This is a genomic window from Candidatus Parakkermansia intestinigallinarum, from assembly GCF_944389695.1.
Taxonomy (GTDB): domain Bacteria; phylum Verrucomicrobiota; class Verrucomicrobiia; order Verrucomicrobiales; family Akkermansiaceae; genus Akkermansia; species Akkermansia intestinigallinarum.
This window is the reverse complement of the sequence record NZ_CALXNG010000002.1, coordinates 79,186-98,208: the sequence shown is the minus strand read 5'-3', so window position 1 is coordinate 98,208 and position 19,023 is coordinate 79,186. Positions and strand designations below refer to the sequence as shown.

Genomic DNA, 19,023 nt, shown 5'->3' with positions numbered 1-19,023 from the left:
ATTGAGGGGGGGGAGTGTGTGCGCCGTCTATTCTTGACATTTTGGCGAAAATAGCAATACTAAAAGCGCAACGTCGCTGATTTTTTTCGCATGTCCGATTCTCCGCACCAGAGGAATTTTTCTCTATTGTCATTATTATCAAAAGATAACATCAATATCGCCCTCTGCGCGCTTATCCTGCTCCTGTTTTATTTCACCTATCCCGCCTACGTGCAGGGGAGTCAGGATGCGGTCACGTGGCTGCTTTCCGCTTGGAATAAGGAGAACGATTACGAGCATGGCGGCTTGGTGCCGGTCTTTGCCGTCTACCTCTTTATTCACGCCTGCAACGGTCTGAAGGGGGCGGAGCTCAAGGGCAGTCTGACGGGGCTCTGGGTGCTGCTGCTCGGGGCTTTGCTCTGCCTGTTGGCGGTGCGCTCGCAGCAGCCGCGCGTGGCTTGGGGGGCTCTTCCCTTTCTGCTGTGCGGGCTGGTGTGGTGCCGCTCGGGGCGGCGCGCGGCGTTGCACTGCGCTTTTCCCTGTTTCTTTTTGTGGCTGGCTATTCCGCTGCCGGGTTTTCAGCAGGCGACGGTGGGGCTTCAGCTGATGGCGGCGAAGGGGTCGCACTTGCTGGCGGGGTTCTTCGGGGTCGAGACGATTCTGGAGGGCACGAATGTGAGTTCGGCTTCGGGGGATTGGGATGCTTTCAATATCGCCGGCGGTTGCTCGGGCATGCGCTCGCTGATGGCTCTGCTGATGATTTCCGCCGCTTGGGGGTATCTGGCAGACGGGCTCAGCCTCTGGAAGCGCCTTGTGCTGGGGCTTTCCGCGATTCCGATCTCGATTGTCGCCAACGCCATTCGCGTGGCGAGTATCTTCATCTGCGCCGAGTACGTGAGCCCGGCTTTCGCGGGCAAGACTTGGCATGACTGGTCGGGTCTGCTGTTTTTCTTCCCGGCGAGTTTGGTCTGTCTGGCTTTGCTGCACAGCTTGCTGGCGGGCGAATGGGTTTGGCTGCACCGCGGGCGCGTGGTGATGCGGCGCCACGGGAACCACGGAGAGAAGGACGGCGATTTGCCGGAGGTGACGAAGCAAAGGCCGCTCGATGAGCCGAGCGAGCGCGTCCGCGGTGAAGGAAAGGAGGAGAAGCAATGAAGCGATGCACCGCCTTGGGGGCATGGCTGAGGGCGCTGAGCCCGGCTCTGCTGCTGTCATTCGTGCTCGGCATGATCTGGGTGCTGCCCCGCGAACTCACGATTCTCGAGTCGGATATCAGCCCCGATCTGCCGACGGGCTTTGCCCCGGCAGGCTGGTACGGCCATCGCACGCAGGAAAGCGAGCAGGAACGCGCCATCCTCGCTGCCGATACGCGCTTCAGCAAGGCCATCTATTGCCGGGTTAACCCCATTACTCGGGAGATCGACGATGAGCCGCTGGTCGTTTCGATTATTTACTCGGGCAATGATATGAACTCGTCCATTCACCGCCCCGAGCGCTGTCTCCCGGCTCAAGGGCATATCAACCTGCTCGGCTCGGCACGTGAGCTGACGCTCAGAGACGGGCGCAGCCTGACTTTCACGCGCCTCACTTCGACGGTCATTCGCGAAGAGGGAGAGCGCAAGGAGCGCGTGCGCTATATTCACTATTACGTCTTCGTCGGCCACGGTCACGTTTGCTCCTCGCACCTCATGCGCACCTTTCTGGACATCTGCGACCGCGTGTTTAAGGGGAAGGTGCAGCGCTGGGCCTACTTCCAAGTCGGCGGTTCGTACCGCCCCGACGATCCCGAGGGCGAGGCGAGAACCGACGAACGACTGCGGCAACTCATCGCGGATCTGATGCCCGAGTTGCTCGAAAACGAAGGCTCATCCCGATGATTTTCTTGCCCGCCGAGCGGGCTGAAGGCACAGTTTTCGCTTGCGTAACGGGGTTCGCCAGTGATACTATCCTCTCAACTTATGGCCGCATCTGACATCAGTTTTCATCTCGAACAAATCCGAAAGAGAAAATGGGATGACCAAAGCCTGGCCCGGCAGGCGCTTCCCCTTGCGGCCGAATTGCAGAAGAGTGCTCTGCGCCAGCTCAATTCTTCGGAGCGTGTTTTGCTGGCGGCGCTGAGTCGCTTGGCGACGGAGAAGCGCAATCGGCGCTTCGTCCGCAGTCTCTGCTCGCTGGTGTTTTTCAGCTCGGATCTTCAGTCCCGCTCCGAACAGCTGCGCAAGCTCATCGCGGAGTTCAACGGCATCCCGAATCTCTTCAGCACGATGGGCAAGATCAGGCTCAAGGGGGCCGCGATCGCGCCGCGCAGTCTTCAGGCTGCGGCCATGTCTGAGGTGAGGCGCGTTTTCCAAGCGACCTTCGGCGAGTTGACGCTGCCGCCCGAGCTGGACAAGGCGTCCAAGCGCATCCGCGAGCTGAACAAGGCGGGTATTCGCTCGGTTGTCGCTCCGCTTGCGCCGGACACTTTCGGCAACGCCGGCGCCGAAAAATACCAACGCAATCTCGAGGGCATTCTCAGCAAGCAGCAGGAGGCGGGCATTGTGATTGATCCGCTGCGTCTCTGCCCCCTGCTCTCGGCCTATTCGCCGGAACAGGGGGCTGCCAAGCTCAAGGAGAAGCTGCTGCACCTGCTCAAGGCGGCCGGCGGTTCGCCGTCGGGGAGGCGTCTGCTGCTGGAGGCGGGGCGCTCTGATGTGATGGCCATCGTGATCGATGCCTTCTGCCGCGTGTATGAGGAGCTGCCGAAGATGCCCGCGGAGCTTGTGATTGAGCTGCCGGCTTATCTGAGTTCGTCGCAGACGGCGCTGCGGGATCTCATTAACTGGGCTTCGGCGCGTTGCGCCAAGGGCAAGCCGCCTCTGCCGGTGGCCATCATCAAGGGCTCTCACCTCATGGAGGAGCAGCAGCTCAACCACCTCTACGGTCAGCGCGCGCCGCTGAGTCGCAACAAGCTCGAGACGGATCGCCGCTTCAAGCGCCTGCTGCGCGTGGCTATGGTCGAGTCGAAGGGGGCGATTGTGCCGATGATCGGTACGCACAGCTGCTTTGATCTCGCCTACGGGCTTCTGCTCTGGGCCAGCAGCGGCAAGAAGGGCATGCCGGGCATTCTCCTCACGGCGGGCTTGGGCAATCACCAGGCGCGCCTGCTGGCCAAGCAGGGGGCGGATGTTACGCTGCGCAGTTTCGCGACGGCGACGGGCGCGGAAGCGGAGTTCGAGCACTATCTCATTACGCTGCTCAACGAGCTGGCTCTGCCCGACGGTTTTCTCTCGGCCGGCTATGCGGTTGAAACGGACTCGATGGAGTGGAACAAGATGCGGCAGCACTTCCTCGCTTCGATTGATCGCGCGAGCGATTCGCAGACGGGGCGCCACGAATCGGCGACCTTCGAGAGCACGGGGCTGGCGCGCATGCTGGAACGCTCGCACATCGATGCGCTCTATCACGAGGCCAACAAGGCCCGCGAGATGCAGCCTGACACGCTTCAGATTAACATTGCCGGCGAGCCGTACACGAGCAATCTGACATACGTGCACCGCTCGCTGACGGTGCCCGGTCTGGTGGAATACCGCTTTAGTGTGGCGGATTACAAGGGGCTGCGCCGCGTGCTCAACCGCGCTGCGGAGGCCGCCCGAGGCGAGCCTCTGCCGGCCGAGCAGCGCGCCAAAACCCTGCTGCGGCTCGCCCGCATGCTGGAGGATGCCTGCGAAGAGCTCGCCGGCCTCATGGTCAAGGATGCGGGCTATACGCTCAGCCAAGCCGATGCGGAGCTGAGAAATGCTGCCGACGCCTGCCGCCTCTATGCCCGCGCCATCACGCAGGACGGTTTCCCGGACGGTACGCGCCCGGCGCCGCTGGGGCTTGTCGTGGTGGCGCCGTCGCCCAACCGCCCGGTTGAGGAGGCCGTTTCCGCCATAGCCGCGGCTTGGGTCACGGGCAACGTCATCATCTACAAGCCGGCCATGGCATCGATGATGCTCGGCCTGAGGCTCTGCGACCTGATGAGGAAGGTCGGCATGAATGATCCGGCTTTGCAGCTCGTTCCCTGTCTGGACAATGAGATGGCTCATTGCCTCATGAGCGATCCGCGCGTCAGTGCCGTCATCGCGGCGCTGAGTCCGCGCAGCCGTCGGCGCCTGCTGGAGGCCAACCCCGCCTGTCACCTGATTGAGGCCGACCTCGGCCAGTGCGTGGCCTACCTCGATGCCCAGTGCGACTGGAGGCAGGCCGTGCGCGACCTGAGCCGTGCCGCGCTGAGGCGAAGCGGCCGTTGCGTGAGCTGCCCGCACGTTGTGCTGGTGCATGCCGCGCTCTGCGACAATCAGCATTTCATCGCGGCGCTGCACGATCTCGTGACCTCGCTGACGGCCGAGCCCGGCTGGGTCGAGGGATGCGACCTCGGCCCGATGGCCGCGGCTCCTTCGGAGGAGGCGCTGGAGCTGCTCAGCGGCGTGGAGGGTGACGGCGAGTGGCTGGTGCAGCCCTACCTCGCTACGGTGGGCACGCAGATTCGCACGCCGGGCGTGCGCATCAACATTCGACGCGACGGTCTCTACGCGCGCAACTGCCGCAATCTGCCCATCATCGCTCTCATGAAGGTGGCCGATGCCGAGGAGGCGATCGAGCTACAAAACAAGCTCAGCGGCGGGCAGATGGCCATTGTCTACACGCTCAGCAACGAGGTTCGCAAGCTCTGGCGCAAAAAGATTCGCGTGGGCAATCAGGGCATCAACTGCTGCCCCGAGCCTCAGCCCGGTCTCATTCCCTTCGGCGGGTGGCGCGAAGCATGCAACGGCTTTACGCCCAAGGCCGGCAGCGTGAACTACCTCACGGCTCTCTGCCGCTGGGATGAAACGGGGCGCCCGCAGCGCCGCGGCAAGCAGCGCGATGTGCCCTTTGCGCCTTGGGAGCAACTGCAACCCAAGCCCGACCCGGAAGACTTCACGAGGCTCACGGCTGCCGCCGATTCGATTTCCTACTGGTGGACGCAGGAGTTCAGCACGCGCCACCTGCTGGATTCCAAGCCGGGAGAAACGACCGAGCTGAGCTACAAAGCCTGCCCCGTCTGCCTGAGGGCGGACGATGCTTGCAGCGACGCCGATCTCGGCATCGCTCTCATGGCGGCTCTGCGCCTCGGCTGCGACATCGAGCTGAGCTGCGAGAGCATGCGCCCCTGGATGCTCCGCGAGCTCACGCCGCTGAAAGTCAGCGTCACCGAAGAGAGCCGCAGCGATTACCTGCAGCGCTTCAGCGATTTTGCCAAGCGCGGCGTGCGCGTGCGCGACTGCTTCGCGACGGCTGAGACCATCGCCGCCGCCAAAGACTGCGGCCTGCGGCTCGACACGGCGCGCGTCGTAGCCAACGGGCGCATCGAGATGCTGCACTATCTCCGCGAGTTGGTCGTCACGCGCCGCACCGCGCGCTACGGCAATCTTCTCGACGATGCCGATACCAACTGATCGCCTGAGGCCGCCGCATCGTCGCGCATGCGGCGGACGGCGCAGCCCCGTTTGAGGTCGGGAGCGCCCGTGTCGGCTCGCGGGTGCGGGCTCGCGCGTGTCGGCTTTTGCCGCATCGGCGCGCGAGCGGCAAGAGAAAAAGCCCCCGAGCCGCCTCAACGGCCCGGGGGAGAAGAAACGGGGCGAAGCGCGCTCGAGGCGTGCTTCGGGCGCCCGAGTTCTCAGAGCACGGCGCCCCAGTGATGATCCTGCATGAAGGCGCGCGCGTCGGCGTGACCGGCCTCAGCCGCCTTTGAAATCCAGAACCGGGCTGCCTGCTCATCCTTCGGCGTGCCGAGGCCGTGGAAGTAGCAGCGGCCGAGGTTGTACTGCGCCGCTCGGTTGTTGAGCTGAGCCGCGCGCAGGAAGCAATTCATCGCCGCCACGTCGTCCTTCACCACGCCCTGCCCGTTGCGGTAGCAGAGGCCGAGGTTGTTGAGGGCGTAAGGGTTGTTTTGTTCGGCCGCCTTCTTGTACCAATAGGCGGCCTGAGCCTCATCGCGAGGGACACCCTGACCGTTGAAGTAGCAGGTGCCGAGGTTGTCCTGTGCATCGCTGTTGCCCTGATCGGCAGCCGCGCGGTACCACTTGGCCGCCTCCGTCATGTTCTGCGGCACGCCTTGGCTGAAATCGTAGCAGCGAGCCAGCATCAGCTGGCAATCGGCATCGCCGGCCTCAGCCGCCTCGCGCAGCAGAGGCAGCGCCTCTTCGTAATTTTTGGCGCCGTAGTAGGACTTGGCCTCCTGAACCGTCTGTTCGACCGAGCCGCAAGCACTCAGCAAGGCAGCAGCGAACAGGGAGGGAATCATCGAGCGAGAGATTTTCATATGCATATGTAATAGGTTTGGTGGTGAAAAGACGAGAAAGTTCAGAGCGAAGCGGGCTCAAGCTTCAAGACTGAGCAGATAGCGCTCGGCGTCCAGAGCCGCCCAGCAGCCCATGCCTGCGGCGGAAATCGCCTGCTTGTAGACGGCGTCGGCAACGTCGCCCGCGGCGAAAAGGCCGGGCGTCTTCGTCGCCGAACCGCCCGTCGGGCGGATGATGAATCCGGCGGCATCGCGATCGACAAGATCGCCGAGGAAGGCGCTGTTGGGCGTGTGTCCGATGGCCATGAAGACACACTTGAGCTCGAGCGGGCGCGTCTCGCCCGTCACCGTATCCTGAAGCGTCACCCCGCAGAGCTCGCCGCTTTCGTCCTTCCGGTAGGCGCAAATCGTCGCGTTCCAAATCGGCTCAATCTTCGCATCATTCAGCACGCGTTGCTGCATGGCCTTGCTGGCGCGCAGACTGTCGCGGCGATGAATCAGATACACCTTCGACGCGAAACGCGTCAGGAAGCTCGCCTCCTCACAGGCGCTGTCGCCGCCGCCCACCACGCAGACGGGCACATCGCGGTAAAACGAGCCGTCGCAGGTCGCACAGGCCGTCAGGCCGTGGCCGATGAGCTCTTTTTCACCCTCCAGACCGAGGTAGCGCGCCGTCGCACCCGTGGCCACAATCACCGCTTTGGCCTTGTAGGCTCCGCCCGTCGTCGTCACCGTGAAGAGCCCCGTGCAGGCCTCCTGAGAGACCGAAACCACACTTTCATACGCGTAGCGAGCCCCGAACTTCTCGGCCTGCTGACTCATGTTGAACATCAGCTCCGGCCCCATAATCCCGTCGGGGAAGCCCGGAAAGTTTTCGACCTCGGTCGTCGTCGTCAGCTGCCCGCCGATCTGCCCTCCGGTGAAGACGAGCGGCGAGAGATTGGCGCGGGCGGCGTAAAGCGCAGCCGTGTAGCCGGCAGGGCCGGTTCCGATAATAATGAGTTGTTCGTCCATTGCCGCTATTGTACCACAGAGCAAGGCGCAGGCAAGCGGATAATGCGTCAACCGACGGCGGCGAAACAAACAGGCGGCGGCCCCGGCGGGCAGGCGACAAGATGAGCGCATGGCTGTATTTAGGCTTGCACAGTGAAGCATTATCGCCCATACTAGCGGGGCTGACATGAAGATCTTGCGACGCAACCTGAGCCTGATGCTTGCAGTGAGGTACCTGAACCCCCTGCGCACCGTATTCTCCATCATCACCCTCATCTGCACCTTCGGCGTGGCTCTGGGCGTCATGGTGCTCATCGTCGTACTCTCTGTCATGGAAGGCTTGCAGAAGGAAGTGGACGAGCGCATCCTGACCTTCATTCCGCACGTTCAGGTCTCCCTCTGGGATGCTCAGCAAAGCGTCCCCATCAGCAACAAGCAGGTCGACCGCTTCGAGATTGAGAAGCAACTCGCGGCCATCCCCGGCGTCACCTGCGCCTACTCGCAGATCGACGGGCAGGCCAGCATCAACCTCGGCAACAACCTGCAAACCGTCACCTTCACCTCGGTGGATCCGACGAACGCCGCGCAGATGCAGCCGCTCAACGAGATGATTGTGGAGGGCAATGCCGACCTCGGTGAGGGCCTCGACCCGCTCTGCATCATGTCCGCGCCGGTCGCTCGGCAGCTCGGCATCCGCGTCGGCGACACCATCACCATGACGCCCCTGGCCGGCGGCATTGAAGAGGCCGGGCGCATCTACTCCCTCATTCAGGAGCCGCTCGCCATGCAGGAAGACAAGGAGTTCCGCGATGCCATCGCCGGCTTCTTTGACGGCGCCGAGCCCGACGGCGACGGTCTGCGCGTCTCGCCCGAAAAAATCGAGCACATGACGGGCATCCTCTGCCGACTCACCGACGACCGCCTTCGCCCCGGCGAGCGCGAACTGCGCGACCGCTTCTTCGAACTCACCGCCGGGCATCCGGCCGGAGCCCCGTACACCTCCGACGACCGGAAAAACTGGGACGACGCCGTCGCCGCGACGGACGCCCTTGACCGAGACCGCGAAGACGGCAAAGCCGCCAAGAGCATCAACGAAATGGTCATGCCCACCGACCTCGAAGTCATCGCCCTCTACCAGTTCCCCGAGAACTTGGCCGGGCCGGGGCTCTACGTGCCGCTCACCATCGCGCAGGATGCCCTCGGCTACTCGGAAAACGGCGAAGACAAAATTCAAACCTTCAGCCTGCGCCTCAGCGACCCGAACCGCCCCGAGGAAGTCGCCGACGCCGTCGGCCGCATCCTGCCCGACCTGAGCGCCTCGACCGAGGAGTACCCCATGGGGCTTGATTGGCTGGTCACCCCGTGGAGCGACCGCTTCGAGCAATGGCACAAGCTCATCGCCAACGAGCGCGTCATGATGAGCTTCGTGCTCTCCATCATCTCGCTGATTGCCGGCTTCTGCATCATGGCCGTCATGTTCACCGTCTCGATGCAGCGCAAGAGAGAAATCGCCGTTCTGCAAGCCATCGGGGCTACCCCGGGCAAAATCGTGGGCATCTTTGCGTGGCAGGGCGTCATCATCGGCCTGCTGGGAGCGGCCATGGGTGTCGGGCTGGCGCTGCTGGTGCTGCACAACCGTCTGGAGATTCAGGCCTTCCTCGCAGCCGTCAACCTCGATCCCTTCCCCATGCAGCCGCACGGCATCCGGCTGCCGGCGGTGTTTGACTTCGGCATGTTCGGCTGGCAGGCCTTCAAGGCCTTCGTGATGGTCATCGTCGCCTCCACCATACCGGCTATCTTTGTCTCGCGGCAGGATCCGTCAAAGGCGCTCCGTTCCAACTGATTCCTCAACTCTCTCAACCGACTGCTGCCAGAAACGACATGGATATCTACTGGATCAAAGACAAGCGCCGATGCGGCCCGGCCACCGTACCCGACGTCATCTCGCTGGTGCAGATGGGCGAAATCAGCCCCGACACCAAGGGATGGCACGCCGGGTGCAAGCAATGGATGCCGCTGCGCGAGCTGCCCGCGCTCAGCGACTTTCTCAACGAGCTTGAGGAGAGAAGCGCGCAGCCCGAGGATGCTGATCGAGACGATGCCGATGAGTTGCCCGTCCAATCCCCCCTCGAGCAGTTAGCCCGAGATCGGCAGGGCGACGAAGGACGCGAAACGCCCGAGCCGCGCCCCGCCACCCCGGCCGACGCGCCCCACGGGGCGGGCGTCGGGCCGTCCGGCCGCGACGAGCATGCAGAACCCACTCTGCCGCCGCTGCCGCCCCTGCCGCCCGAGGGGCTCGACGCTCCGGCCGGCGCAGACGTTCGTCGCGTCTTTCTGCCCTCGCCGGGCGCGCGCCTCATGGCGCGCATGATTGATTACGCTCTCTACATCGCGCTGTTTTACATCGTCGTCGGCATGCTGGGCATCGAGTACAGCCCGAACCTGTTGCCGGGCTCGGTGTACGTCTGGCTGCCCTGCCTGCTGCTCGAGGGCATCCTGCTGTCGCGCTTCGGCACGACACCGGGCAAGGCGCTCATGGGCATACGCCTGAGTATTTTCGGCGAGGCGGAGCGATTGAGCGTCGTGCGCGGATTCATGCGCTCGGCCATTGTCTTTGCGCTGGGCTGCGGCCTGATGATCATCCCGCTCATGCCGCTGACCGGCCTGCTGGCCCTCTGGCAGCTGCGCCGGCGAGGCATCACGAACTGGGATGCCAACTGCAGCACCATCCCCGTGCAGGTTCGCCCGTCGAGCACCGAGCGCACCATGCTGGGCTTCGTGATCATCTTCGGCAGTTTCATTTCCATGTCCCTGACCATCATGAACCTCTGGGCAGCGCCCCTGATTGAGGACCTGGAATCGCAGCATCCCGGCAGCACCCGCCAGCTCTCCGCCCTGCTGGGTGAAAGCCTTGACGACCCGCAGGCATCACCGCGCCGAGGCAGCACCGCCGCTCCCGCAGCCGCGCCCGCCGCAGCACCCGCAACCGCACCCGGCGCATCGACCGCCCCGGCAAGCGCCGGAGCCGCACCGTCCGCGGCCACGCCTGCAACAGCCGCACCCGCGGCAACGACACCGTCTGAAGCCACGCCTGCAACAGCGACGCCTGCAACGACGGCACCGCCCGTCTCGCCCTCACCCGCTGCGGCCGACGCGCCATCACCCGCAGCCGCAGACAGCGACCAACACCCCCTTGTCGACCGTCTCATCAACGTTCTTGACCGCGTCAGCAATCTGCTCGACGCCGCAACCCGAAAAATCAACTCGACCATACCCGCTGCGACCACCGAGAGCCCGGCACCCGTCGTCCCGGCTCCGGAAGCGCGCGCGGCTCATCCGTCATAACCCCTTCCTGATACACCGCCCCGCCACCTCTGATGCCGGGCGGTCATCGCAGGCAAAGCACACAACCATACAACCGACATGAACACCATGACCCTGCTCAGTGCCGTAGCCCTCAGCATCGGCACCCTCGCACCCTGCCTCCGTGCCGACGTCCCCGCTGCGGCACCCGCACCCGCAGCCGAGGTGCAGATGACGGCCCGTCCCTACAAGGACATCGACGCGCTGGCCAAAGAATACAAATCGCGCAACTACGACCGCTACGAAAACGCCACCGGCATCTTCGGCCGAAAAGATGAAACCCTGCACATCCGTGTCAACGGGCAACCCTCCGCCCCCATCTTCCTGCTGATCCACTCCTTTGAAGAAGCGAGTGTCAACGCAGACAGCAAGATAGCGCTTCAGCCCGGCGACAACACCGTCAAGCTCCCGCACGAAGGGCTCACCTACATCAGCTACTACACCCCCGACGGCCAGGGCACCCCCGTTGACATCAGCATCAAAGGCGGCGTGAACAACGGCGTCTACCGCCAGGGAGACGGAGCCGCGAAATGGCAGCAGCTCATCAAAGCCCCCGGCAGCGAATACCTCGACATCGTCACCAAGTACACCCACCTCGTCTACAACAAGGAAGGCCTGCGCAAGCACTGCCCGACCGATGCCGAGCCCCTGCTGGCCATCTACGATGACATCATCGGCGACCAGTTCCGCACGCTCGGCCTCTTCAAATACAATCGCTGGTACGGCAACCGCATGATGGGTCGCAACGGCGTCGGCGGCTACATGCATGCCGACGGCATGAGCGCCTACTTCAGCGAAGACGTCATGGGCGCCGTCACCAACGTCAACAACCTCGACTACTGGGCCATCGCGCACGAGTTCGGCCACATCAACCAGATCGTGCCCGGCCTGAGGTGGCACGGCACCGGAGAGACCACCAACAACATCTTCTCCATGCGCGTCCGCTACAAATACACCCCGGGCAACCTGCCGCTGGAGGACACCCCCTCGGCCACCATCGACGGCAGCATGCCCTGCGGCTGCTTCAACGCCTTCTTCCAAGGAGCCGTCATCAACCGCGAGCCCTTCCGCTTCCAGATGGGGCCCTCCAACCTCAACAACTACGCCAACGGAGGTGACGTCTTCGTCTCCGTCGTCCCCTTCTGGCAGCTCGAGCTCTACTACAACATCGCCGGCATGGGCAACCGCGACTTCTACCCCGACCTCTGCGAAAAGCTCCGCCTCGACAAAGACGACGCCAAGCTCACCCCCGGCGAAAGTCAGGTGCGCTTCTGCAAGTACGCCTGTGACGTCGCGGGCGAAAACCTCATGCCCTACTTTGAGACCGTCGGTCTGCTGCGCGAAGTCGACCGCGCGATCGAAGACTACGGCGACGGCCGCATCACCATCACCCAAGAGATGATTGAAGACGCGCGCGCCTACGGCCGGAAGTACAAGGAGCCGGCCAGCCGAGTGCTGCACCTCATCTCGGCACACAGCATTGAGGCCTTCAGCAAGCGCCTGCCCGTCCAAGGGAGCGAAAACGTCGGCGTCACCCCCGGCACCGACAGCATCACCGTCTCCAACGCCGACTGGAAGAACGTCGTCGCCTACTACACCTACGCCGGCGACAAGCTCATCCGCATCGCCCTGCCCGGCACCGGCGACAGCAGCGGTCAGACCACGCGCTGCGCCTTCCCCGAGGGCTCGACTCAAGTCAACGCCGTCTCGTGGGACGGTCAGGAGCGCACCGTCTACCGCCGTCCCTGACCGCCGTCCCTGACTCGCAGCGGCAGTGCCTCAGCATCAAAACCGCCCGCAGCCCCGAGCTGCAGGCGGTTTTTTGCATCCCTGCGCGCAGCTTTCTGAAGCGATGCCGGTCTTTGGACTTGTCACGAGACAACAAATGCGATAAAATGCGCCGTCGCGACGGCGTCGTCCCTCCCCCCGACGGCCGAACGCCGTCCTAGCAACACATCTCCGAACCATTCCTGATATGAAAGAACTCAAAGGTGCATGCATCATCGGCCAGTCCGGCGGCCCTACCGCCGTGATCAACGCCAGCGTCCTCGGTGCGGTCCAGGCAGCCCTCGCAGCCCCGCAAATCACCAACGTCTACGGTGCCGCTCACGGCATCAAGGGTGTGCTCAACCAGCAGCTCTACGACATGAGCCAAGAGGATCCGTCCGAGCTTGAGCTTCTCATGTTCACGCCGGCCTCGGCTCTCGGCACCTGCCGCTACAAGATGAAGGATCCCGACGTCGACCCGACCGACTACGAGAAGCTTCTCGAGACCTTCCGCAAGTTCAACGTCCGTTACTTCTTCTACAACGGCGGCAACGACTCGATGGACACCTGCAACAAGATTTCGAAGTTCATGCTCAAGAACGGCTATGAGTGCCGCGTCATGGGCATCCCGAAGACCATCGACAACGACCTCTACGGCACCGACCACTGCCCCGGCTTTGCCTCGGCCGCCAAGTACATCGCCACCTCCTGCATGGAGGTCAAGCACGACGCCTGCTGCTACGACACGGGCATGGTCACCATCGTCGAAGTGATGGGGCGCCACGCCGGCTGGCTCACCGCCTCGGCTGCTCTGGCCAACTTCGCCGGCGCCGGCCCCGACCTCATCTACCTGCCCGAGGTTGACTTTGATATGGACAGCTTCCTCAACGACGTCGAGCGCGTCTACAACGCCACCGGCAAGTGCTTCGTCGTCGTCTCCGAAGGCATCCACGACAAGGACGGCAAGTTCATCTCCGAGGCCAAGACCAACAGCAACGACGGCTTCGGCCACGCCCAGCTCGGCGGTCTGGCCAACAAGCTGGCGGAAGTCGTTCGCGGCCGCGTCAGCGCCAAAGTGCGCGCCATCGAGCCCTCCCTGCTCCAGCGCTGCGCCACGCACCTCGCCTCCACCACCGACGCCACCGAGGCTTACCTCGCGGGCAAGACCGCCGTCAACGCCGCCGTCAACGGCGACACCGACAAGATGGTCGCCTTCGAGCGCAACTGCATCCTCGGCAACTACGTCTGCTCCACCAAGCTTCTGCCGCTTGAGAGCGTGGCCAACTTCGAGCGCAAGGTGCCGCGCGAGTGGATCAACGCTGCCGGCAACGGCGTCGAAAAGGCCTTTATCGACTACGCCCTGCCGCTCATCCAAGGCGAGACCGGCATGAAGGTCGAAAACGCCCTGCCGCGCTTTGCCCGCCTCAAGAAGGTGCTCGCCCGCCCCACCTGCTGAGGCTGAAGCGCTACGCGCCGAAACATCACTCAAAGCGACGGCTGCCGCCTCCCGCGGCAGCCGTCTTGCTTTTGGGTCGGGCGACGCGCCAGTGCGGACGACCCGCCGGGGACGCCCCGCCGGGGGAGACCCGCCGAGGGAGGCAAACCGCTCCCGGTGCCTTATCACTGTGCAGCACAGCCTAATTTTTAGCGAGTTAGCTTGCAGGACTCCACCCGATGTGGCAATGTAGAAACAGCCCGCTGAGCAAGCGACGGGCAAACTCCGCAGAAAGGAACCCAACACCATGACCCAACGCAACATCACACGCTATACGTACGAGACCACCTCCTTCCAAGGATGGCGTCTGAGCATCTGTCGCAAATGGAATCAATTCACCAAATATTTTTCAGACCGCCAATACGGCAGCGAAGAAGCCGCCTTCAAAGCCGCCATCGACATGCGCGACCGCATCTACGACGCCCTCCGAAAAAACCCCGACGATCCCCGCGCCGTCTTTGAGCAATTCAAAAACGGAGTGGAAAGCGCCCCGCAGACCGCCGAAGCCCCGTCGAACGCCTCCTGACCTACCCCCCCTTCCCTTCCCCGGCTCGATCAACCGGGAAGCCCAACGACCCCGCCCCGCCCCGCCGCCCCCGTGCGGCGAGAGCGGGGCTTCGCATGCTCGGCTTCCCCCACCTCATTCACCGAAAGAGAACGCGCAACGAATATGCGCCCGCAGCGGCGCAAACCAACAAAAAAAAGACGCCCGAGAGCCAAAACGGTTTGACAGAGCCTCCCCTGTCTGATATCTTGTACAAAAGCGCACCTTTCCCCCCCCTTCAACAACACCATGAAACCGCGAACTCTCCGTGTTCTTCTTCTCCTCGCCGCCCTGCAACACAGTGCTCAGGCCGACCAGAGCTTTCTCGCCGAAGGCGTCAACCGCGGTGACATCACCGCCTCCGAACGCTTTTACGACAACGGCAAAGGCTATTACTGGCAGGGGTACAACCTCAATACGGCCGCTAACGAACTCTACAACTCAACCGGCCGGAGCTGGGACTTCCTCGGCGAACTCGCCGAGCGCGTTCCGGAGGGAGCCGATCCGAACGACAGCAGCAGCCAGGCCCACTTCTATGACAAGCTGACGGACGATGCCAACACCTGTTGGTACAACGTCAGCGCCAACGTTCTGCAATACTGGCTCAACGACTACGGCGTCTTCTACCGCGGCAGCGGAGACGACGGCCAAGGCGGCCATGAGCTTCCCTACGGCTACACCTACAGCAAAGAATACCTCAGCCAACTGGGCGGCACACAGTCCCTGCGCGTCGACATGTACTTCTACGACAACTGGGAGAACGTCGGCGGCAACACCACCATGAGTATGCCGTGGTTTCTGGGCGGCTACAACGAGGATCACGATAAGTCAGGCTCTGCCCAAGGCGGATTCTTCCAAGAGTATTTCAGCAGCACCGACGCCACCTATCGGTGCGTGGCCAGCCGAGGAGGATTCTCCCTGTCAGCCATTCTCAGCAACCTCGTCGAAGGAATGGGGCTCACGCAAAACAGCGACGGCAGTTACAGCTGCTCCACCCCGGGGCAAATCATCGATTTCGGCATCTCCGCCACGGATGAGAACGGACAGCGCTCCGGGCACGCCCTCACCTGCTACGGCTTCAACACCAACGACGACGGCGAATTGACATCCATCTTGGTCACCAACTCCGACGATCAATTCTACGGCCTTGTCGAGCTGTATCTGAAAACCGACGACTCCAACGGGAAAGTTTACCTCTACTCCGATGCCGAGTGCACTCAACGCTGGGACTACGCCGACCTCAACGACTGGTGCGTCGACCAGCTGGGCTGGATCGACACCCCCGAGGTGTTGAAAGACATGTACCGTCAGTACAACGATGCCGACACCCCGCTCGTCTGGAACGGCAACAGCAGCGAATGGAACGCAGCCGATGCCGGCGAAGCGAGCTATGACGAGCTGCCGACCGCCGCCACGGGATGGGACGTCTACGTCTCACAGGGCGAGTTCAGCGACCACTACCACAGCTGGTACAAAGAGGGGCGCCCCATTGAGTTCAACGACCACGGCAGCGCCGGCAGCAGCATCCGTATCGTCGGTAACGTCGGCACACCCAAACTCATCCTGAGCAACAGCAACGCCGTCACCTACCGCTTCACGGGAGACGGCAGCAACAGCATCGCCGCCGGCGCTATTGAGGCATCCGGCGGCGGACGCAGCGAGTTTTACAGCATCGGCGTGCAGGCCGACAGCGTGAGCATTCGCGCCTTGAGCACGCTGAGCCTCGGCGAGGGCAGCAGCTTGAGCGCGCAGAGCGTGCGCGTCGGCAGCAGCGGTGTGCTCGAGCTTGCCGGCGGCACACTCGCCGCTGAGCAAGTCACCATCGGGGCGAACTCCGCCTTCGCCGTCACCGGCAAGGGCGGCAGCTTCACCGGCAGCACCCTCACGCTCGAAGGCGGCTCCACCCTCAGCTTCGACTTCAGCTCGGCCGACAGCAGCAGCCCCCTGCTGAGCATGAGCGGCAACATGACGCTCAACGGTACCGTGACCCTCAAGCTGACCGGCTCCCTCGTCGACGGAGCCACCTACAATCTCATCAGCTTTGCGTCCGGCGCCACGCTCAGCTCCAACTGGAGCAGCCTCTTCACCGGCTACGACGGCACGCTGAGCTTCAGCGACAACGTCCTGAGCATCGTCTACAGCATGCCCGCGCAGCTCACGTGGAACAGCGGCAGCGGCACTTGGAGCAGCGGCACTTGGAACAACGGCAGTGCCGCCAGCAACAACGCAGCCGTCACCTTTGCCGCCACGGGCACGCCGGCCACCATCACCGTCAACGGCACAGTCACCCCCGGCGCCATCGCCATCACGGGCGGGCAATACAGCTTCACCCCGGGTGCTGAGGGCGGAACCATCGGCGGCAACCGCGACCTGAGCATCAGCGGCGGCGCCGCCGTGAGCACCAAGCTCAACTTCGCCAACCGCCGCATCAGCCTGAGCGAAGGAGCCTCGCTGACCTACAATCTCTCAGGTGAAAACGCCATCCGCAGCCTCAATCTCGCCGAGGGCACCTCCGTCACCTTTGCTCAGGACGGCACCTACCGCCTGCAAAACAGCTCTGCTCTGGCCGGCTCCATCAAGGTGACGGACAGCGCCAACCTGAGTCTGGAGTTGGCGGACGACGCCGTGGTGGCAGATCTGAGCACGGATGAGGGCAGCACCGTGAGCTTCCGCAACAGCTCGACGGACAAGGACATTAACTACACGCTCAACTCGAGCACTGAGCAACTCAAGGGCGCGGTGCGCATCGGCGACGCAGCCGATGCGCACGGCACGAACCTCAACATCGCCGCCGAAAGCTCCACCGCCTTCAGCATTGCCGACGGCAGCAAGCTCACGCTCAACGGAACGGGAAGTTTCCAAGGCACGACCACCGGCAGCGGCAGCGTCGAAGTTGCCCAAGGTGCGGATGTGAGCTTCGCGCTGGACAGCAGCAGCAGAAAGCTCAAGCTCGGCTCTGAAAACGAGCTCATCATCAAAGGGCAGGCCACGGCCGGAGCCCGAGCCGCCGAGGGAGAGTCGGGAACCGACGGCACCCCCGTCTGCGGCAGCGATGCGGCCATCACCGTCGCCAAGGACGGCTCGCTGACGGCCTATGTCTCCAAGTACCGAGGATCCGCGTTCAGCCGACTGACGCTCGACGGCGGCAGTGCAACGTTTGATGCCAACGGGCTTGACTCGCCCTCATCAAGCTCCTCACCGCTGGCCCGCGTGGAACAGCTCCACGTCACCTCCCAAGGCGGCAGTCTGAACCTCATTCAGCAGGATAGCATACAATTCGGCGCGAACGTTGTTGCCGTAGAGCAGTTGAGCGGCGAAGGCGGCGCCCTGAATTTTTCCGTCACGGAAGCTATGCTCAATCCCCACCTGCTGCGCATTGAAAGCACCGCCGAGGGCTACAAGGGCGATCTGAACGTATCCGTCAAACAAAACGTGTACTATGCCACCGACTATTACGGCACCGCCGGCGCCGAACTTCAGTCGGGCAGCCTCGGGCGCGTCACGCTGAGCGCCGCCGGTGTTCTGGATCATGCACGCGCCTCCTTCGGCGTCGCGGGTGAGGTCACGATCGGCGGCATCAACGGCGATGAAACCGGCTACCTCTACTCCGGCAGCATGGCGACGACCAACGGCATGCTCATTGCCAACACGGACGAGGGCGTCCGCAGCTCGATCAAGGCTTCCTCCCACACCCTGACGATTGATACCGAAAGCAGCAACACCTTCGCCGGCGACGTGTTCAAGGGCAAGGCCGCGGGATCCTCGGGCGGCATTCTGAGCATCGTCAAGAGGGGCAGCGGCAGCCAGTCCTTCACGGGCGGCAACCTGGAGGGCCTGCAGGGCGGCAGCTTCACCGTAGAGGGAGGCACGCTGAGCATCAGCGCCGAGCTGACGGCAACCGACGTCGCCATCGCAACGGGAAGCCTCCTCGACCTCAACGGCAGCCGCCTGACCGTCACCGGGAACCTGAGCGTCGGAAGCCCGTCCGGCCTCGCCCCCGCGAGCGCCGTCAGCTCTGCCCCGGCAGCACTCAACTCGGCCGGTTCGGCTTCTCCGAGCCTCAACGCGACGCTCGACCTGACGCAGGCAAGCAGCCTGAGCTTCAGCAGCGCTCTCGACCTCAACGGCAATGCTCTGGTGCTCTCCGACCCGCAGACGCAGAGCATGCTGCTGACGCTCGCGGCGGATATGACGCTGGGGGCTCCGGGCATGCAGGATCTCACCCTCTTCACCAACGTGGGCAGCCTGCTCATCGGTAACGGGAGTTATGAAAGCGCCATCGATGCAGACCTTTATCTGCAAAACGAGCTTCTGTCGGAAAACTCCATGCTCGTTTTCGCCGACGGCAACCTCATGCTGACCAACGTGTACACCACGCCCGAGCCGACCACGGCCACCCTGAGTCTTCTGGGACTGGCCGGTCTGCTCCTGCGCCGCAGACGCCGCGCTTGACGCCCGCCAACGGGACGCGACGCACAAGCTCCTCCCCTCCGGACTCGCCGTGTTACGCACGGCGAGTCCGTGTTTTTTTCGGCGCACCACCTTCTCGATACGAACGCGCGCCGAAGCATCCTCTCC

11 protein-coding genes are annotated in these 19,023 nt (G+C 63.4%); 9 read left to right on the top strand and 2 right to left on the bottom strand.

Annotated features, from left to right (window positions below; translation table 11 throughout):
• The first annotated feature begins 90 nt into the window (after nt 1-90).
• The 3 genes from AC6UAL_RS00975 (at nt 91) to AC6UAL_RS00965 (ending at nt 5,438) form a co-directional block, all read left to right on the top strand.
• Nucleotides 91-1,134, top strand: coding sequence for an exosortase/archaeosortase family protein (locus tag AC6UAL_RS00975; protein ID WP_500681483.1), 1,044 nt, complete (start codon nt 91-93; stop codon nt 1,132-1,134).
• Nucleotides 1,131-1,856, top strand: a complete 726-nt coding sequence (locus AC6UAL_RS00970) for an exosortase-associated EpsI family protein (protein ID WP_500681482.1) — start codon at nt 1,131-1,133, stop codon at nt 1,854-1,856. Before AC6UAL_RS00975 ends, AC6UAL_RS00970 begins: the two co-directional genes overlap by 4 nt.
• Nucleotides 1,857-1,937: 81 nt before the next feature.
• Nucleotides 1,938-5,438 (top strand): proline dehydrogenase family protein, encoded by a 3,501-nt coding sequence (locus tag AC6UAL_RS00965; RefSeq protein ID WP_500681481.1) that lies wholly within the window; start codon nt 1,938-1,940, stop codon nt 5,436-5,438.
• 221 nt (nt 5,439-5,659) lie between these two features.
• Here the strand turns inward: AC6UAL_RS00965 and AC6UAL_RS00960 are convergent, their stop codons facing one another.
• The gene (locus tag AC6UAL_RS00960; RefSeq protein ID WP_500681480.1) at nt 5,660-6,304 is read right to left on the bottom strand and encodes a tetratricopeptide repeat protein; all 645 of its coding nucleotides are present in this window, start codon (nt 6,302-6,304) and stop codon (nt 5,660-5,662) included.
• A gap of 57 nt (nt 6,305-6,361) precedes the next feature.
• On the bottom strand, nt 6,362-7,297 hold the full coding sequence (gene trxB / locus AC6UAL_RS00955) for a thioredoxin-disulfide reductase (protein ID WP_500681479.1): 936 nt from the start codon (nt 7,295-7,297) through the stop codon (nt 6,362-6,364).
• A 166-nt stretch (nt 7,298-7,463) separates the two neighbouring features.
• Here trxB and AC6UAL_RS00950 point away from each other — a divergent pair, with 166 nt between their 5' ends.
• The 6 genes from AC6UAL_RS00950 to AC6UAL_RS00925 all read left to right on the top strand — a co-directional run bounded on the left by AC6UAL_RS00950 (nt 7,464) and on the right by AC6UAL_RS00925 (nt 18,897).
• The gene (locus AC6UAL_RS00950) at nt 7,464-9,119 is read left to right on the top strand and encodes an FtsX-like permease family protein (protein ID WP_500681478.1); all 1,656 of its coding nucleotides are present in this window, start codon (nt 7,464-7,466) and stop codon (nt 9,117-9,119) included.
• A 38-nt stretch (nt 9,120-9,157) separates the two neighbouring features.
• Entirely contained in the window at nt 9,158-10,621 is a 1,464-nt protein-coding gene (locus AC6UAL_RS00945; RefSeq protein ID WP_500681477.1) for an RDD family protein, read from the top strand.
• A 78-nt stretch (nt 10,622-10,699) separates the two neighbouring features.
• The gene (locus AC6UAL_RS00940; RefSeq protein ID WP_500681476.1) at nt 10,700-12,388 is read left to right on the top strand and encodes a M60 family metallopeptidase; all 1,689 of its coding nucleotides are present in this window, start codon (nt 10,700-10,702) and stop codon (nt 12,386-12,388) included.
• 226 nt (nt 12,389-12,614) lie between these two features.
• A complete protein-coding gene (locus tag AC6UAL_RS00935; protein WP_500681475.1) occupies nt 12,615-13,862 on the top strand; it encodes a 6-phosphofructokinase in 1,248 nt (415 codons plus the stop codon).
• A gap of 286 nt (nt 13,863-14,148) precedes the next feature.
• On the top strand, nt 14,149-14,427 hold the full coding sequence (locus tag AC6UAL_RS00930; protein ID WP_500681474.1) for a hypothetical protein: 279 nt from the start codon (nt 14,149-14,151) through the stop codon (nt 14,425-14,427).
• A gap of 267 nt (nt 14,428-14,694) precedes the next feature.
• Complete coding sequence (locus AC6UAL_RS00925) at nt 14,695-18,897, top strand: beta strand repeat-containing protein (protein WP_500681473.1); 4,203 nt, start codon at nt 14,695-14,697, stop codon at nt 18,895-18,897.
• The last annotated feature ends 126 nt before the right edge of the window (nt 18,898-19,023 follow it).

Bases quoted from the DNA above. Each gene is read 5' to 3' on its own strand.
- AC6UAL_RS00975 (WP_500681483.1), top strand. From the start codon at position 91: ATGTCCGATTCTCCGCACCAGAGGAATTTTTCTCTATTGTCATTATTA.
- AC6UAL_RS00970 (WP_500681482.1), top strand. From the start codon at position 1,131: ATGAAGCGATGCACCGCCTTGGGGGCATGGCTGAGGGCGCTGAGCCCG.
- AC6UAL_RS00965 (WP_500681481.1), top strand. From the start codon at position 1,938: ATGGCCGCATCTGACATCAGTTTTCATCTCGAACAAATCCGAAAGAGA.
- AC6UAL_RS00960 (WP_500681480.1), bottom strand. From the start codon at position 6,304: ATGAAAATCTCTCGCTCGATGATTCCCTCCCTGTTCGCTGCTGCCTTG.
- trxB (WP_500681479.1), bottom strand. From the start codon at position 7,297: ATGGACGAACAACTCATTATTATCGGAACCGGCCCTGCCGGCTACACG.
- AC6UAL_RS00950 (WP_500681478.1), top strand. From the start codon at position 7,464: ATGAAGATCTTGCGACGCAACCTGAGCCTGATGCTTGCAGTGAGGTAC.
- AC6UAL_RS00945 (WP_500681477.1), top strand. From the start codon at position 9,158: ATGGATATCTACTGGATCAAAGACAAGCGCCGATGCGGCCCGGCCACC.
- AC6UAL_RS00940 (WP_500681476.1), top strand. From the start codon at position 10,700: ATGAACACCATGACCCTGCTCAGTGCCGTAGCCCTCAGCATCGGCACC.
- AC6UAL_RS00935 (WP_500681475.1), top strand. From the start codon at position 12,615: ATGAAAGAACTCAAAGGTGCATGCATCATCGGCCAGTCCGGCGGCCCT.
- AC6UAL_RS00930 (WP_500681474.1), top strand. From the start codon at position 14,149: ATGACCCAACGCAACATCACACGCTATACGTACGAGACCACCTCCTTC.
- AC6UAL_RS00925 (WP_500681473.1), top strand. From the start codon at position 14,695: ATGAAACCGCGAACTCTCCGTGTTCTTCTTCTCCTCGCCGCCCTGCAA.